The 16,422-nt window shown below is 69.7% G+C and carries 12 protein-coding genes and 4 tRNA genes; 9 read left to right on the top strand and 7 right to left on the bottom strand.

Annotated elements, in window-relative coordinates; genetic code table 11:
* The first annotated feature begins 37 nt into the window (after positions 1 to 37).
* The 6 genes from FO059_RS05435 (at position 38) to ehuA (ending at position 6,105) form a co-directional block, all read left to right on the top strand.
* A complete protein-coding gene (locus FO059_RS05435) occupies positions 38 to 1,285 on the top strand; it encodes an alkaline phosphatase family protein (protein WP_233266893.1) in 1,248 nt (415 codons plus the stop codon).
* Entirely contained in the window at positions 1,282 to 2,844 is a 1,563-nt protein-coding gene (locus tag FO059_RS05430; protein ID WP_233266894.1) for an MFS transporter, read from the top strand. Before FO059_RS05435 ends, FO059_RS05430 begins: the two co-directional genes overlap by 4 nt.
* A 118-nt stretch (positions 2,845 to 2,962) precedes the next feature.
* Complete coding sequence (locus FO059_RS05425; protein WP_143907002.1) at positions 2,963 to 3,880, top strand: transporter substrate-binding domain-containing protein; 918 nt, start codon at positions 2,963 to 2,965, stop codon at positions 3,878 to 3,880.
* 5 nt (positions 3,881 to 3,885) lie between these two features.
* Entirely contained in the window at positions 3,886 to 4,671 is a 786-nt protein-coding gene (gene ehuC, locus FO059_RS05420) for an ectoine/hydroxyectoine ABC transporter permease subunit EhuC (protein ID WP_143907000.1), read from the top strand.
* On the top strand, positions 4,668 to 5,315 hold the full coding sequence (gene ehuD, locus FO059_RS05415; protein WP_143906998.1) for an ectoine/hydroxyectoine ABC transporter permease subunit EhuD: 648 nt from the start codon (positions 4,668 to 4,670) through the stop codon (positions 5,313 to 5,315). The genes ehuC and ehuD overlap by 4 nt, the downstream gene beginning before the upstream one ends.
* A 28-nt stretch (positions 5,316 to 5,343) precedes the next feature.
* Complete coding sequence (gene ehuA, locus FO059_RS05410) at positions 5,344 to 6,105, top strand: ectoine/hydroxyectoine ABC transporter ATP-binding protein EhuA (protein WP_143910467.1); 762 nt, start codon at positions 5,344 to 5,346, stop codon at positions 6,103 to 6,105.
* 45 nt (positions 6,106 to 6,150) lie between these two features.
* On the opposite strand, the gene FO059_RS05405 is transcribed toward ehuA, so the two are convergent.
* The 5 genes from FO059_RS05405 to FO059_RS05385 form a co-directional block, all read right to left on the bottom strand.
* Complete coding sequence (locus FO059_RS05405) at positions 6,151 to 6,978, bottom strand: acyl-CoA thioesterase (protein WP_233266895.1); 828 nt, start codon at positions 6,976 to 6,978, stop codon at positions 6,151 to 6,153.
* 230 nt (positions 6,979 to 7,208) lie between these two features.
* A tRNA-Phe gene (locus tag FO059_RS05400) sits at positions 7,209 to 7,282 on the bottom strand.
* A 32-nt stretch (positions 7,283 to 7,314) separates the two neighbouring features.
* Positions 7,315 to 7,388: transfer RNA gene (locus FO059_RS05395), tRNA-Asp, on the bottom strand.
* 143 nt (positions 7,389 to 7,531) lie between these two features.
* Positions 7,532 to 7,604, bottom strand: a tRNA-Glu gene (locus FO059_RS05390).
* A gap of 164 nt (positions 7,605 to 7,768) precedes the next feature.
* Positions 7,769 to 7,841: transfer RNA gene (locus tag FO059_RS05385), tRNA-Lys, on the bottom strand.
* Between the two features lie 160 nt (positions 7,842 to 8,001).
* Between FO059_RS05385 and FO059_RS05380 the strand changes: the two genes are divergently transcribed.
* Positions 8,002 to 10,566, top strand: a complete 2,565-nt coding sequence (locus FO059_RS05380) for an ATP-dependent Clp protease ATP-binding subunit (RefSeq protein WP_143906996.1) — start codon at positions 8,002 to 8,004, stop codon at positions 10,564 to 10,566.
* Positions 10,567 to 10,641: 75 nt separating this feature from the next.
* Here the strand turns inward: FO059_RS05380 and FO059_RS05375 are convergent, their stop codons facing one another.
* Positions 10,642 to 12,261, bottom strand: a complete 1,620-nt coding sequence (locus FO059_RS05375) for an AMP-binding protein (RefSeq protein WP_372497941.1) — start codon at positions 12,259 to 12,261, stop codon at positions 10,642 to 10,644.
* A 307-nt stretch (positions 12,262 to 12,568) separates the two neighbouring features.
* Positions 12,569 to 13,945 (bottom strand): NADP-dependent succinic semialdehyde dehydrogenase, encoded by a 1,377-nt coding sequence (locus tag FO059_RS05370; protein ID WP_143906995.1) that lies wholly within the window; start codon positions 13,943 to 13,945, stop codon positions 12,569 to 12,571.
* A gap of 173 nt (positions 13,946 to 14,118) precedes the next feature.
* Between FO059_RS05370 and FO059_RS05365 the strand changes: the two genes are divergently transcribed.
* Both FO059_RS05365 and dusB read left to right on the top strand, forming a co-directional pair.
* Positions 14,119 to 15,069, top strand: a complete 951-nt coding sequence (locus tag FO059_RS05365; RefSeq protein ID WP_143906993.1) for an acyl-ACP desaturase — start codon at positions 14,119 to 14,121, stop codon at positions 15,067 to 15,069.
* A 28-nt stretch (positions 15,070 to 15,097) separates the two neighbouring features.
* Positions 15,098 to 16,252 (top strand): tRNA dihydrouridine synthase DusB, encoded by a 1,155-nt coding sequence (dusB, locus tag FO059_RS05360; protein WP_268892875.1) that lies wholly within the window; start codon positions 15,098 to 15,100, stop codon positions 16,250 to 16,252.
* The last annotated feature ends 170 nt before the right edge of the window (positions 16,253 to 16,422 follow it).

The raw sequence follows: 16,422 nt of genomic DNA, 5'->3' as shown, positions 1-16,422 counted from the left end.
CAATACGATGCGCACGGCGCCCGGATACCCTCAGGTGATGGCGACGGTCACTTCCTCTCCCCGGCCGCACGACCCGGCCATGCCCGCTCCCGCATACGGTTCCGGCACGATCGCCGACCTCGTGCCCAGTGCGCTCGCCGTGCTCGGACTCCCGGGCGAGGCCGACCGGCTGGATCTGCAGTCGCTGCTGGGCCCGGCACCGGTGCGCCGGCTGTGCATCCTGCTGGTCGACGGAATGGGCGCACGCCAACTCGCGGCCTGCGCCGACGCGGCGCCGCTGCTGACCACCCGCCGCGCCCCCGCCACCTCGGCGTCGATGCGGGTGATCGGGACCGGCTTCCCGTCGACCACCGCGGTGAGCCTCAGCTCCCTGGGCACCGGCGTGCCCCCGGGCGAGCACGGCCTGGTCGGTTATCTCATGGCCGTCCCCGGGTTTGATCGCGCGATGAATCCGCTGCGCTGGCGCCTGCACGGCGAGGGCGACCACGTGGACCTGCTCGCGGAGCTGCCCCCGGAGCGGTTCCAGCCCCGCGCCACGGCCTTCGAACGCGCCGCCGAGGCGGGCATCGCCGTCACCCGGGTGGCGCCCGGGTATCAGGCGAAGTCCGGTCTCACCAGGGCGTCGCTGCGCGGCGGCCGGTTCGACGCGACGTTCGCCCTGGGCGACCTCGCCGCACGCTCCGTGGCCGCGCTCGGCGCCTCCGACCGTGCGCTGGTCTACGCGTACCACGGCGACCTGGACCTCACCGGACACGTGCGCGGGCCCGACTCCGACTCCTGGCGCGACGAGCTCGCCCAGGTGGACCTGCTGGCCGCCTCGATCGTCCGCGACCTGCCGGACGACGCGGCGCTCATCGTCACCGCCGATCACGGCATGCTCGCGATCGACGACCCGCTGGACATCGACGACCACGACGCGGAGTCCGACATGCTCGACGGCGTGCGGCTGATCGGCGGCGAGCCCCGCGACAGGCACGTCTACACGCGCGACGGCGCGGCCCCGGACGTGCGTGACCGCTGGTCGGAAACGCTGGCCGCGCGCGCGGCCGGCCGGCCGGAGCAGCGGTTCACCGTCGTCGAGCGCGACGACGCCATCGCGCGCGGCTGGTTCGGCCCCGTCGTCACCGACGATGCGCGCAGGCGCATCGGCGACGTGCTGGCCGTCGCCACCGGGACGTCGGCGCTCATCCGCCGGTCGCACGAGCCGCTGCAGTCTCGGCTCATCGGGCACCACGGAGCTCTGACCCCCGTCGAACGCGAGATCCCGCTTCTGGGGTTCCGGTGATCCGGCGGCGCGCGGCGGAGGCCGGCGCCCCGGAGCTGCCGGGGCCCCCATCGCCGCCCGCGCCGGGCGGCGAGGTGGCGGCCGCGCCCCACCGATCGCCGTCGCTCATCACGCTCGTCCTGTGCCTCACCGGCACGTCGGTGGCGTTGCTGCAGACGATGGTGGTGCCGATCCTGCCGGAGTTCCCGACGATCTTCGGCGTTCGCGCGGACGACGCCTCCTGGCTGATCACCATCACCCTGCTCACGGCCGCCGTGGGGACGCCGTTGATCTCCCGGCTCGCCGACATGGTGGGCAAGAAGCGGATGCTGCAGGTGTCGCTGGCGTTCATGGTGACAGGCTCCGCGCTGCCCGCCGTGTCCGCGTCTTTCGCCGCGGCCGTCGTCGGCCGCGGGCTGCAGGGATTCGCCATCGCACTGATCCCCGTGGGCATCTCGCTGCTCCGCGACCACCTGCCGGCCCGCAAGGTTGCCGGGGCGACCGCCCTGATGAGCGCGACCCTCGGAATCGGCAGCGCGCTCGCCCTGCCCCTCGCCGGGATGATCGACGCCGCGATCGGCTGGCAGGGGATCTTCTGGGTGCCCGCGGCGTTCGGCGCGATCATGCTCGTGGCGGTGCGCATCGTCGTACCGGAGTCGCCGGTGCGCACCGGCGGACGCTTCGACTGGTTCGGCGCGCTCCTCCTGTCCGGCGCCTTGACCGCGCTGCTCATGGCGATCACGAAGGGCGGCGCATGGGGCTGGTCGAGCCCCGGCACCCTGGCCACCTTCGCGCTTGCCGCGGCGTTGCTCGTCGTCTGGATCCCGTTCGAGCGGCGGGTCACCAACCCGCTGGTGGACCTGCGCACCTCCACCCGCAGGCCGGTCCTGCTCACCAACGCCGCGTCCGCTCTCGTCGGTTTCTCCATGTACGCGAACATGCTGCTGACCACGCAGCAGCTCCAGCTTCCGGACTCCCTCGCCCACGGGTTCGGGCTGTCCGTCATGGCCGCCGGCTTCGCGATGATCCCCGGCGGCATGGCGATGGCATTGTTCTCGCCGTTCTCCGCGTACATCACCAACCGCCGTGGGCCCCGCACCACGCTGTTCGTCGGTGCGGCCGTCATGGCCGTCGCGTACCTCGCGCGGACCCAGCTGGACCATTCGGTCGCTTTCATCGTGCTCGGGGCCATGTTCGTCAGCATCGGCACCGCCATCACGTACTCGTCGATGCCGATGCTCATCATGGAGTCCGTCCCGCGCACCGAGACCGCCTCCGCGAACGGGCTCAACTCGCTGCTCCGGTCCATCGGCACGTCCACTGCCAGCGCGGTGGTGGCGGCGCTGCTCACCGCGATGACCGTGACCGCGGCCGACCTCGCGGCCGGGCAGGCGGGCGGCGTGCCCGGGTCCCTGGCGCATCTGCCTGCGCCGGGCGCCTTCGACACCGCGTACTACGCCGCCGCAGGCGCCGCCGCCCTGGCATGTGCGGTGGCGCTGCTGATCCCGAAGCCCGCACGCGGTGGACGCGGCGCACAGGGGCGAACGCCACATCACGATCGCATCTCCCCCGAGGCGTGATTCCGGGGTGCCGATCACATCGGGGGCGAATTACCTATAAGGTCACATTCGACCGAAGGCACGGAAGCAACCGACGAGTGGCGCCCGCGTGCCGGCCGCCGCGGCGAGGAGCGCGATCATGAGCAGACAGTCATTGACAACGCCGCTTACGCAGGGCTTTACGCGGCGCGGATTCCTGGCGGGGGCCGGCGGAGTGGGCCTCGTGGCCGCCACCGGCTTCACGCTCGCAGGGTGCGGAAGCGACACGGCGTCGGGGAACACGCTGCAGAAGGCGCAGGACGCCGGCAAGATCACCGTCGGCTTCGCGGGCGAGCGGCCGCACAGCTTCAAGGAGGACGGGAAGCTCACGGGCGCAGCGATCGCCATCGACAGCGCCGCCTACAAGGAGCTCGGCATCGACAAGGTCGAGGGCGTGCTGGTCGATTGGGGCGGGCTCATTCCCGGGCTCAAAGCGGGGCGGTTCGACGCCGTCAGCGCCGACATGTCGATCCTGCCGGAGCGCTGCAAGGAGGTGGCCTTCTCCACCCCCACCTTCCGCTACACCACGGCGCTGATGACCCCGCCGGGCAACCCGATGGGGCTGATGAACCTCGACGATGCGGCCGCCAAGGGCGCCAACATCGCCGTGATGGCGGGTGCGCTCGAGAGCGGATACTGCGACAAGCTGGGGATCAACAAGACCTCGGTGGACACCGCGCAGGACGGCATGGACGCGGTCACCTCGGGCCGCGTCGACGCCTTCGCGCTCACCGGCGTGTCGTTGCACTACATGAAGAAGCAGCAACCGGATGCGCCCGTGGACGTCACGCCCTCGTTCGTCCAGGCCATCGACGGCGTCCCGCAGATCAGCGGCGGCGCAGCGACGTTCCGCCAGGGCGACACCGAACTGGTCGACGCCTTCAACGAGAAGGTCCGCCCCATCGTCACCGACAAGCAACGCTACCTCTCGCTGGTCAGTGACTTCGGCTTCAGCGAGGCGGAGATGCCCGACCCGGATTGGACCACGCAGGCGTTCTGCGACGGGAAGCTGCCGTAAGCGGTATGGGAGACCAGCTCGACGCTGTACTCGACCACCTTCCGGATTTCCAGCACGGTCTCGTAGTCACCCTGGAGTTGACCGCGGGCGGTACGGTTCTGATGTTCATCCTGGCGTTCACGCTGGGCCTGGCATCCACCTCGCCCGCGGTCGTCGTCCGCGGCGCGGCCCGTGTGGTGATCGAGTTCTTTCGCGGAACATCCCTTGTCGTCCAGATGTTCTGGCTGTTCTACGTCCTGCCCCAGCTCGGCGTGGAGATCTCGCCGATGCTGTGCGGCATCCTCGCGCTGGGCCTCAACTACGGGGCCTACGGGGCCGAGGTGGTACGCGGCTCGCTGGGCGCGGTGCCGGTGCCCCAGCGCGAGGCCGCGGTGGCCCTGGGCTTCTCGCCCGTGGACCGTTTCCGCCGAGTCGTCTTCCCCCAGGCGTGGGTGCAGATGATCCCGCCCATGAAAGTGCTGATCATCCAGCTGCTCAAGGGCTCCGCCATCGCCTCGGCGATCACGCTGGTGGACCTGAACTTCCAGGGGGAGATCCTCCGCAACGCCACCGGCAACACGTTCCTGGCGTACGGCATCGTGCTGGTGCTCTATTTCATCATCGCGTACGTGATCGAGTGGCTGATGAAGGGCGTCGAGTACCTCGCCAAGCACCGGCTGGGCCTCGTCGACACCGCGTGGTGGGACCCGCGCCGCCGCATGACAGCGACGCCCGCTCCGGCGGGTGCCGCACCGTCCGCGCCGGGCGGGTCCAACGAGGGGCCGGGCGGCCTGCGAGGGGGTGACCGATGAGCGTCGACTGGAGCTGGGAAACCACCTGGGACGTACTGCCGGTACTCCTCGAGGGTTTCAAGACCACGCTGCTGGTCACCGTGATCGGCTCGGCCATCGCCGTCGTCGCGGGGCTCGTAGTCGCCGTGATCCAGCAGACCGGGTTCAAACCCGTCACGTGGCCGCTGAGCTTCGTGTTCACCTTCATCCGCTCCACGCCGCTGGTGGTGCAGCTCACCGCCGTCTACGTGGCCATGCCCACCGTCAAACCGCTCTACATCGGCATCGCCGTCATCGGCGTCCATTACGCCACCTACCAGTCGGAGGCCTTCCGCGCCGGCATCGATGCCGTGCCCAAGCCCCAGTGGGAGGCCTGCACCGCGCTGTCGCTGCCCCGCCACAGGACCTGGATCGCGGTGATCCTGCCGCAGGCACTCCGCCGCGTGGTGCCCGCACTGGGCAACAACATCGTCGCCATGTTCAAGGACACGCCGTTCCTTTCGGTGATCACCGTCACGGAGATGGTCCGCGTGGCGCAGGTCTACGGCGGCGACCACTTCCGCTACATGGAGGCGCTCACGATGGCGGGCCTGATCTTCCTGGTGGCCAGCTACCCGACGTCCCTGCTCATCCGCCGTCTGGAGGCACGCCTTGCCCGCAGCTGACACCGCGACCACCACGCAGGATCAGCCGATGATCCGCTTCGAGAAGGTGGTCAAGAAGTTCGGTGACAACACTGTGCTCGACCACCTGGACTTCTCGGTGCGCCGCGGCGACCGCGTCACCCTCATCGGCCCTTCGGGCTCGGGCAAGACGACGATCCTGCGGCTGCTGATGACGCTCGAAAAGGTCACCGACGGCGTCATCTGGGTGGGCGACGAGCCGTTGAGCCACATCCGCCGCCGCGGAAAGTTGATCCCCGCACCGGAGAAGTACCTGCGTCGCCGCAGACGGACCATCGGCATGGTGTTCCAGCACTTCAATCTGTTTCCCAACATGAAGGTGATCGACAACATCACCGAGGCGCCGATCCGCGTGCTCGGGCACTCCAAGCAGGACGCCCGCACGAGGGCGATGGAACTGCTCGAGATGGTGGGGCTGGCGGACAAGGCCGAGCAGCACCCGTCGAAGCTTTCCGGCGGTCAGCAGCAGCGCGTGGCCATCGCCCGCGCACTGGCCATGGAGCCGGAGATCCTGCTGCTCGACGAGGTGACCTCGGCGCTGGACCCGGAGACCGTCTCCGACGTGCTCGACGTGCTGCGCGAGATCGCCCGCACCACCGATATCACGATGCTCATCGTCACGCATGAGATGCGGTTCGCGCGGGACGTGTCCAACCGCGTGCTGATGTTCGACGGCGGCCGGATCGTCGAGGAGGGGACGCCGGAGAAGATCTTCGGCGAACCCGACGAGGAGCGCACCCGCAAGTTCCTGCACGCCGTGCTGGGTGATTGATCCTCCGGAACCCGCCGGGTCCCGCCGCGGCCGGGTCCCGGCGGGTCAGGCCTTGAAGTAGACGAGCTGGTGCGAGGTCGCCAGCAGCCGGCCGTCCGCACCCCAGATCTCCGCCACCTGGTCGAAGTAGCCCTTGCCGAACGCCTTCGCCCGGGCCGTGCCGAGCACCGGCTCGCTGCCCTGGCCTGCCAGGGCCTCGGCGTCCGCGTGGAAGTACACCGTGAAGGTGACCGTCCCGGCCGGCAGCGCGGTGCCGCGACGCAGGAACGCGCGTGGATAGAAGCTGTCGCAGATGCCGGTGAGCGCCGCGAAGTCGAGGGGGCGCGGCGGCATGTCGCGCACCCACATCGTGGTGGTCGAATCGTCGCTCTCGACAGGGGCCTCGCCGTCCGCGGGCGGCTGGGGGATGCCGCCGACGACCCAGCGGAACTCGTAGTTGTCCGCCCACTTGATGAACGGCGGCATCGCCGTCGCCGGCACCTCGTTTGCTGCGGGAACCCGCGGCATCACCGCCTCGTCGGCGGCCCACGTGTCCCGGCGCACCGCGAAGACCGCGGTGGCGGTGGTGGCGACGACGCCGTCCTGGCTGAGCTCGATCGACCAGTGCTGCGTGGATCGGTTGGTGCGCATGGGCCGGGCGGTGACGGTGAAGTCGCCGTCCGCGACGGGCCCGGCGAAGTTCACCGTCAGTGCCACGGGCTCCCCCAGGCGCTCCGGATGCTCCTGTGCCGCGTGCAGGAGCACCGCGGCCGTGTTGCCGCCGAACGGTCCCACCATGTTCGCGTACGCCGCCGTGGTGGCTCCCGTGACGCTCCCGTCGTCTCCCTGCGTCAGTTCCAGCGAGGCGTCGAGCGGGTGGGTGGGCTGCGGCACGGATTCACTCCTCGTGGCGGGGCGGCAGGGACGGCTGTGGTGCAGCGGCGACCTGACCGCCTTCGGTGCCGATCCCTGCGGGGCGGGCGGTGGCCGCCGTTCGGTCAGGTTATCCGGCGGTGTCGGCGTCGCACTCCCCGCCTCACCCCTTCCGGCGGAGCACGCGCCGCCGTAGAACACGGAAACCCCGGCGCCGAAGGGCTACCGGGGTTTCCGTGTGAATACTGTTGTGGCCAGGGCCGGGGTCGAACCGGCGACCTTCCGCTTTTCAGGCGGACGCTCGTACCAACTGAGCTACCTGGCCGGAAGGTCTCGGCTTACCACCGAAACCTTTTGCGACCCTGACGGGACTCGAACCCGCGACCTCCGCCGTGACAGGGCGGCGCGCTAACCAACTGCGCCACAGGGCCTTGCTGTGTACCACCGGGAAACTCGCGCTTCCGGTAGTAATTTCTACCATGTCCCGCCGCCGGAACCGAATCGCCTGGTTCGCAGTGGTGATCGCGGACGATCACGCTACTGCTCGCACGCGAAGGCACACTCCGGTGGAACGTACCCCCTACGGGATTCGAACCCGCGCCGCCGCCTTGAAAGGGCGGTGTCCTAGGCCGCTAGACGAAGGGGGCTCGCCGAGCAGGCTCGGCAAGTACCCTCAACGGCTTTCCGTTGGGAGCGAGGAAAGCATATGACATGCGATCCCCGTCCGCCAAATCGGCCGCACGGTCCGGGAAGGCCACCCCGCGGTCGACGTCGGAACAGTCATGCCCACCAGCGATGGAAGCCACCGGAGTGCCCCCTGTCGGGCTCGAACCGACGACCTGCGGATTAAAAGTCCGTAGCTCTACCAACTGAGCTAAAGGGGCTCGATCCGACACGATACTTGTCCACGAGTCTCGCCGACCACACGGCCCACCGTCCACAGGATTAACCCTGCAACGCTCAACCTTGGGCGAACCGGCAGGAATACGAACACCGACCTCCTTGTTAGTTGAGTCAGAATCACTCACATACAGGAGGCTGTTCATGGCAGTGTTCTACGGGCCGGGCTCGTTCGGCCGCGGTGGCTCCGGTACTCCGGGCGGATTCGGCCAAGGCAACCCGTTCTCCGGCAACCCCGGCGGCCGGCGGCGCATCGAACTGGGCGCCGTCGCCGACGAGGAGACCCAGAAGATCGTCGCGGAGGCGTTCGCCGAGGCGCAGCGCCACGGCGAATCGGTCGTCGGCTCGCTGCGCATCCTGCACGCCTTCGCGCAGCACGAACGTGTCGCGGACCTGCTGCAGGCCGCGGGCCTCGACCCCGACGCAATCCGCCCCGACAGGGGCGGCACCGACGCCGGGTCGGCATCCGGGCACGTCGCGCTGTCCGACGCCCCGTCCCTGGGGTTCGAGGGCAGCCGCATCCTCAGCGAGTCGCTCGAGCTGGCCAGGGCGACAGGCGCCCAGCGCATCGCGCCCGAACACGTCCTGCTCGCCCTCGCCATGACCCCCGACCTTCCGGCAGGCCGGCAGCTGAACGAATCGGGCGCCACGCCGGACCGGCTCATCGCCGCGGCACAGGGGCAGGGCCCGAACGACGGCGGCCCGGGCGCGGGTTCCGGCGGCGAATCCGATTCGATGCTGGCGAAGTACGGCGACGACCTCACCGCCCGCGCCCGCGACGGAGGCTTCGACCCCGTCATCGGCCGCGGCGACGAGATCGAGCAGGTGGTGGAGATCCTGTTGCGCCGCACCAAGAACAATCCGGTGCTGATCGGCGAGGCCGGCGTCGGCAAGACCGCGATCGTCGAAGGCCTGGCGCAGCGGATCAGCGACGGCGACGTTCCCGAGCTGCTGCTCGGACGCCGGGTCGTGGCGCTGGACCTGGCCGGGATGCTCTCCGGCACCCGCTACCGGGGCGATTTCGAGGAGCGGCTGACGAAGCTGCTCGACGAGATCTCCGCGGCCGAGGGCGAGACCATCGTGTTCGTCGACGAGCTCCACACCATCGTGGGCGCCGGCGGGTCCGAGGGCGCCATGGACGCGGGCAACATCCTCAAGCCCAAGCTGGCACGCGGCGACCTCCACATGATCGGCGCGACGACGCTCGACGAGTACCGCAGGAACATCGAGAAGGACCCCGCCTTGGAGCGGCGGTTCCAGCCGGTGACGGTGGCCGAACCCGCCGTGGAGGACGCCGTGCGGATCCTCGAAGGGCTGCGTCCCGCTTACGAGAAGCACCACGGGGTCACCTACACCCGGGAGGCGGTCCGCGCGGCGGTCGAGCTGTCGAAGCGGTACATCACCGACAGACTGCTGCCGGACAAGGCGATCGACCTGATCGACCAGGCGGGCGCGCGCAAGCGGCTCTCGACCGTCGACACCGACGCTCTGCACCGCGAGGTCGCACGTCTGACCGCCCAGAAGGACGACGCCGTCACCGCGGAGGACTACGAGACGGCGGGGGCTCTGCGCGACAGGATCGCCGCGCTCGAGAAGCGGGTCGCCGCGGCCCAGGCCGAGAAGCCTGCGGGCCCGGAGGGCGATACGGCGAACGCGGACCGTGTCGCCGCAGACTCCGGCGACGCCGACCGGACCGTGACGGAGGAGGACATCGCAGGCATCATCGCGCGTGCCACGGGCATCCCGGCCGATCGCATGACCGAGCGCGAACGCGACCGGCTGGTACGGCTCGAGGACGAGTTGCACGCGCGGGTCATCGGGCAGGACGACGCCGTGCACGCGATCGCCCGGGCGGTGCGCCGCAGCAGGGCGGGCATGTCCGACCCGAACCGGCCCGTCGGGAGCTTCCTGTTCCTGGGGCCGACGGGCGTGGGCAAGACCGAGCTGGCGAAGACGCTCGCGCAGAGCCTGTTCGGCGATGCCGACCGGATGATCCGGCTGGACATGAGCGAGTTCGGCGAGCGGCACACGGCCAGCCGTCTCGTGGGCTCTCCCCCGGGCTACGTCGGATACGGCGAGGCCGGTCAGCTCACCGAGAAGGTGCGGCGGAACCCGTACTCGGTGATCCTGCTCGACGAGATCGAGAAGGCGCACCCGGACGTGTTCAACGTGCTGCTGCAGGTGCTCGACGACGGCCGCCTCACCGACGGCCAGGGACGCACGGTCGACTTCACCAACACCGTGCTGATCATGACGAGCAACCTGGGCTCCGAGTTCATCTCGTCGCGATCCGGCGGGATCGGATTCGGCACGCTCGACGGCGACGGCTCGGAGAAGCAGGCGCGTGACCGCGTGCTGGGTCGACTCCGGGAGTCGTTCCGGCCCGAGTTCCTCAACCGGATCGACGAGGTGGTGGTGTTCCAGAAGCTCGCCGCCGAACAGCTGCACGTGATCACCGACAAGCTGCTCGAGGACAGCCGCGCCCGGCTCGCCACGCGCGAGATCGGGATCAGCTTCTCCGACGACGTGGTGAGCTGGCTGGCCGAGCGCGGCCACCAGCCCGAGTACGGTGCGCGGCCGTTGCGGCGCACCATTCAGCGCGAGATCGACGACCGGGTCGCCGACCTGCTGCTGGACGACCGCGTGCACAGCGGCGACACCATCGAGGTCACGGTCGACGGCGACGAGTTGATGCTCGCGGCCGGCTGACGGAGGGCCCGCGTCACAGAGATGGCGGCCCCGGAGGACGCGCCTCCGGGGCCGCCGTCGGCTGTCGTCCGCCTGCTATGCGGGCGAGCGATCGTACTTGGCGTACTCCAGGAGTAGTTCCTCGCGGACAGGGCCGTCGAGCGCGGTGTACTCGAGCGACTTGGTGTCGCCGACGTACACCGTGTGCGCGTCCACCCACGACTGACGCCGCAACGTGGGCTTGTCGATCTTGCGGGTGGCGGTCACCGGGATGCCGTCGGTGATGCGCACGAACCGCGGCGCCCACTTGGTGCCCAGATCCGGCTGAGCGGCCAGGAACCGGCCGAACTCCGCCGGGTCGAACGCGGTGCCGCCGAGCATCTGGAATGTGGCCATCACCTGGTCGCCCGTGCGCGGGTCCGGCACCGGGTACACGGCCACCAGCGACACACCCGGGAACCGGGCCAGGATCCGTTCCACCGGCGCGGCCGAGAAGTTCTCGCTGTCCACCCGCATCCAGTCGCCCTTGCGGCCCGCGAAGTAGAAGAAGCCGTCGGCGTCCCGGTAGGCCAGGTCGCCGGTGCGGTAGGCCTCGCCGTCGATGCGGTCCGCGGTGGCCTCCGGGTTCTTGTAGTAGCCCTCGAACATCGCCGCACCGTTGAGCGTGGTCAGTTCGCCGATCGCGGCGGCGGCGTTGGTGATCTTCCCGTCCGCGTCGAACCCGGCCGGGGGGCACTCGTTCCCGTCGTCATCGAGCACCCGCACATCCATGAAGACGGGCGGTCGACCCAACGATTGCGCCGGCGCATCGGGCGTCTGGCTCACGATGCACCCGCCCTCAGACGAGCCGTAGCTTTCGATGGGACGGACGCCGAACCGCCGTTCGAACTCGTCGCGGTCGTGCGGCGCCGCCTCGGTGCCGAACACCGTGCGCAGCCGGGTGTCCGCCTCCTCCGGCGTCTCCTCCACCGCGAGGATGTACGCCAGCGACCGGCCGACGTAGTTGAAGAACGTCGCCCCGAACCTGCGCACGTCCGGCAGGAAGCCGGACGCCGAGAACTTGCGGCGCATGCTGAACGTCGCGCCCGTGTACACCGACGGGGCCCAGCAGGAGAAGATCGCGTTGCCGTGGAACAGCGGCATCGAGTTGTAGGTGACGTCGTCACGCACGAACGACAGGTGGTTGATCGCCGCGAGCGCCGCCAGCCGGCCGCTGCTGCAGATGACCGCCTTCGGAGCGCCCGTCGAGCCCGAGGTGAACGTGAGCAGCAGGATGCGAGACGGGTCGTGCGCCTCGGGCACGTCCGGCACCTCGGAACCCGCGGCCTCGGCGAGCAGTCCGCGCCACCGCGCACCGTCCACGTCGATGATCCTGTCGGCCGCGACTCCGGTGTCCAGGCCGTCGAGCACCGCGCCCTGCACCGAGTCGGTGAGAATCAGGTCGCAGTCCACCCCGCGGATGTCGGCCGCGAGCTCCGCGCCGCGACGGGTGGGGTTGATGCCCACCAGAGTGGCTCCCGCCAACCCTGCCGCGGCGATGAGGAAGATGTACTCGGGCACGTTCTCGAGAAGCACGCCCACGTGGAAGGGCTTGCCCTCGCTGCGCAGCCCGCGCAGCACCACGGCACGGTCGATCGACTCCTGGACCACCTGCCCCCACGTCCACGCCGAATCCTCGAACAACATGCCGGGATGGTCGTCGCCCCGGCGCCGCATCAGGACGTCTGCGAAAGTCAGCCCCTGCGCTGCGGCCTCCTCCGGCAACAGCCGCTCGACGTCCTCCGGCTCACTCGTCGGCGCCACATACTCGCCGTCGCCGCTCGCGTCCACTGCCGTGTCCTCTTCCGCCGGTCCGCTCATCGCGTTGCCGGCATTCCCGGTTCCGATCGTCATATCGCGCATCCCACAGTGTGCCGGCCCACTTTTCAGCCGCGGTCCCACACATCGGACACATCGGTTCGTCGTTCCCGGCCGGTCGTGAGCCCGGCCGGGAACGGTCCGTACGGAGAACCTGTGGAGAGTCCTATTCGCCCACCCACACCGTCTTGGCGTTGCAGAACTCCCGGATGCCCTCGGCGTGGAGCTCGCGCCCGTACCCGGAGCGTTTGACTCCGCCGAACGGCAGCTCCGGATAGGACGTCGTCATGCCGTTGATGGTCACCGCACCGGCCTCGAGGTCACGGATGAACCGGGCGCGCTCGTCGGCGTCCTCGGTCCAGGCGACGGCGCCGAGCCCGAAATCGACGACGTTCGCCAGCGAGACCGCCTCGTCGATGTCCGCCACCTTGTATAGCGACGCGACCGGACCGAACACCTCCTGACGGTAGATGTCCATGTCTTCGGTGATGTCCGTGATGACCGTCGGCGGGTAGAACCATCCCGCACCGTCGAGCCGCTTGCCGCCGCACAGCGCCTTCGCTCCCGCCGCCAGGGCCGGGTCGACCAGCGCCTCGACGTCCTTGCGCCCCTGTTCGGTGGCCAGCGGCCCGACGTCGACGCCGTCCTCCATCGGGTCGCCCACGCGCAGGGCGTCCATGCCGGCGACGAACTTCGCACTGAATTCCTCGTAGACGTCCGCGTGCACGATGAACCGCTTGGCGCCGATGCAGGACTGGCCGTTGTTCTGAGTACGGGCGAACACCGCCGTCTTCACCGCGCGGTCGATGTCGGCGGACGGCATGACGACGAAGGGGTCGCTGCCGCCGAGCTCGAGCACCGTGTGCTTGATCTCGTCACCGGCGATCGACGCGACCGACCGGCCCGCCGGCTCCGAGCCGGTGAGAGTCGCGGCCTGTACCCGGGGATCGCGCAGTACGGCCTCGACGTGCCGGGCGCCGATCAGGAGAGTCTGGAAACAGCCCTCCTCGAACCCCGCCCGCGTGAACACCTCGCCGAGATACTGCGCGCATTGCGGCACGTTGGACGCGTGCTTGAGCAGCCCCACATTGCCGGCCATCAGTGCCGGGGCCGCGAAGCGCACGACCTGCCAGAGCGGGAAGTTCCAGGGCATCACCGCGAGTACGGGGCCGATCGGCAGGTATTTGACGTAGGCGTCCTGCGCCTTGACGGCCGCCGAGTCGCGGGGCGCGTCGGCGAGGAACTTCCCGGCGTTGTCCGCGTAGTACCGCATCGTCCTCGTGCACTTGGCGATCTCGCCGCGGGCCGACTCGCGGGTCTTGCCCATCTCCACGGTCATCGTCTTGGACAGCTCATCGGCGTCCGAATCCATGAGGTCCGCCGCCGCCCGCATGAGGCGGGCACGCTCGTCGAATCCGGTGAGGCGATGGCGAAGATAGGCATCGTGCGCCAGGGCGATGCGCCGCTCGACCTCGTCGGCGGACATCTCGTCGAACTTGCGGACAAGTTCGCCGGTCGTCGGATTGATCGTCGCTATCGACATATGCGTCCTCCCGTCGCGTACGCTCCGGACGCCGAGCAGCGGCCGGCACCACCCAGCATGCACGGCCGGGCCAGGGTGCATCGACGATCGACGAATTCAACCCCTGGACCCTTTCACCCGTACCTACGGTGCCGTAAAGTGACCGTGTCCAGGAGTCCAATGGGAGGGAACCGATGACCAGCATGCTGACCGAGCTCGAATTGCTCACCGAACTCGAGCCGGTGGTCGAGGCCAACCTCAACCGGCACCAGTCGATGGCCAAGGAGTGGCACCCCCACGACTACGTCCCCTGGGACGAGGGCACCAACTTCGCGGCGATGGGCGGCGTCGATTGGGACGAGGAGCAGTCACGCCTCGATCCCACCGCCAAGGCGGCGATGATCACGAACCTGCTCACGGAGGACAACCTGCCCTCCTACCACCGTGAGATCGCCACCAACTTCTCGCTGGACGGACCGTGGGGCACGTGGGTGGGCACGTGGACCGCGGAAGAGAACAGGCACGCGATCGTCATGCGCGACTACCTGGTGGTCACCCGCGGCGTGGACCCGGTGGCGCTCGAGCGCGCGCGCATGCAGCACATGATCACCGGCTACAACCCGCAGACGGACAAGGACATCCTGCACTCCCTGGCATACGTGACCTTCCAGGAGCTGGCCACGCGGGTGAGCCACCGCAACACCGGCAAGGCCTGCGGCGACCCGGTCGCCGACCGCATGCTCGCGCGCGTCGCGGCCGACGAGAACCTGCACATGGTCTTCTACCGCAACCTATGCGAGTCCGCCCTGGAGCTCGCGCCGGACAGGGCGGTGGGCGCCATCGCGGACATTCTCGAGGCCTTCGAGATGCCCGGGCACGGCATGCCCGACTTCCGCCGCAACGCCGTGCTCATCGCGAAGAACGGCATCTACGATCTGGGCCAGCACCTCAACGAGGTCGTCAAGCCCGTGCTGCGCAAGTGGCAGATCATGGAGCGCACCGACTACACGGCCGAGGGCGAGCGCCAGCGTGACCGCATCGGCGCGTTCATCGACGATCTCGAAGGCAAGGTCGCGCGGTTCGAGGAGACCCGCGCCCGCGCACTCGAGCGTGACCGCAAGCGCCGGGAGTCGCTCGCCGGCTGAGTTCCGGCACAATGGACGGGTGCTTTCGCTGCAGACCCGCCCCGCCCCTCTGACCATCGGCCCGTTCGCGCTGCGCAGTCCCGTGGTCCTCGCCCCCATGGCCGGGGTCACGAACATCGCCTTCCGCACGCTCTGCCGCGAGGTGGAGCGGGAGCGGACCGGCGGCGCCGCGGGGCTGTACGTGTGCGAAATGGTCACGGCGCGGGCGCTGGTCGAGCGGCACCCGGTGACGATGCACATGACCGCCTTCGGGCCGGACGAGTCGCCGCGCTCGCTCCAGCTGTACACCGTGGACCCGGACACCACCTACGACGCGGCGAAGATGATCGTCGACGAGGACCTGGCCGACCACATCGACATGAACTTCGGCTGTCCGGTGCCCAAGGTGACGCGGCGCGGCGGCGGCTCCGCCCTGCCGTACAAGCGCGCGCTGTTCCGGCGGATCGTGGCGGCCGCCGTCCGGGCCACCGAGGGCAGCGGCGTGCCGGTGACGGTGAAGTTCCGCGTGGGCATCGACGACGACCACCACACCCACCTCGACGCCGGGCGCATCGCCGCCGACGAGGGCGCGGTGGCTCTCGCCCTGCACGCCCGCACCGCCGAGCAGCGCTATTCGGGGCAGGCGGACTGGTCGCAGATCGCCCGGCTAAAAGAGCATGTTCCGCAGATCCCCGTGCTCGGCAACGGCGACATCTTCACCGCCCAGGACGCAGCGCGGATGATGGCGGAGACGGGTTGCGACGGCGTGGTCATCGGCCGGGGCTGCCTGGGCCGGCCGTGGCTGTTCGCCGAGCTCGACGCGCACCTGGGCGGCCGCGAGATCCCGGCCGCCCCGAATCTCGGCGAGGTGGCGCGCATCATGCGTCGGCACCTGGAACTGCTGATCGCCCACCACGGCGAGCTCAAGGGCTGCCGCGAGATCCGCAAACACATCGCCTGGTACATGCACGGCTTCCCCGCCGGATCCGAGCTGCGGGTGGCGCTGGCCCGGGTCACGAGCATGGCCGAGTTCGAGGACCGGCTGGGGCGCCTCGACCCGGACGTGCCCTTCCCCGCCGAGGGCTACCAGCCCCGGGGGCGGCAGGGTTCGCCCGGAAAGGTGGTCCTGCCCGAGGGATGGCTGGACGATCCGGACGACCTGACGGTGCCGTTCGGCGCCGACGTGATGAACTCGGGCGGCTGACCTACACGGGTGCCGCGGCCCGGCTGCAACGGCGAGCTCCGGACGCGCCTTTCCGGGTGGGCGTCACGGCGCCCGGGCGCGCCGATAAGTACGATGAGTGATCGACCGGAGACCATGGCCGGAGAACGGCCGGGCGCCGCCGGACACAGGCAGGGATGTCGGCGGCCGTC

This window comes from Tomitella fengzijianii (assembly GCF_007559025.1).
Taxonomy (GTDB): Bacteria; Actinomycetota; Actinomycetes; order Mycobacteriales; family Mycobacteriaceae; genus Tomitella; species Tomitella fengzijianii.
The sequence above is the reverse complement of the archived record's forward strand: the minus strand, read 5'-3'. Positions and strand labels throughout refer to the sequence as shown.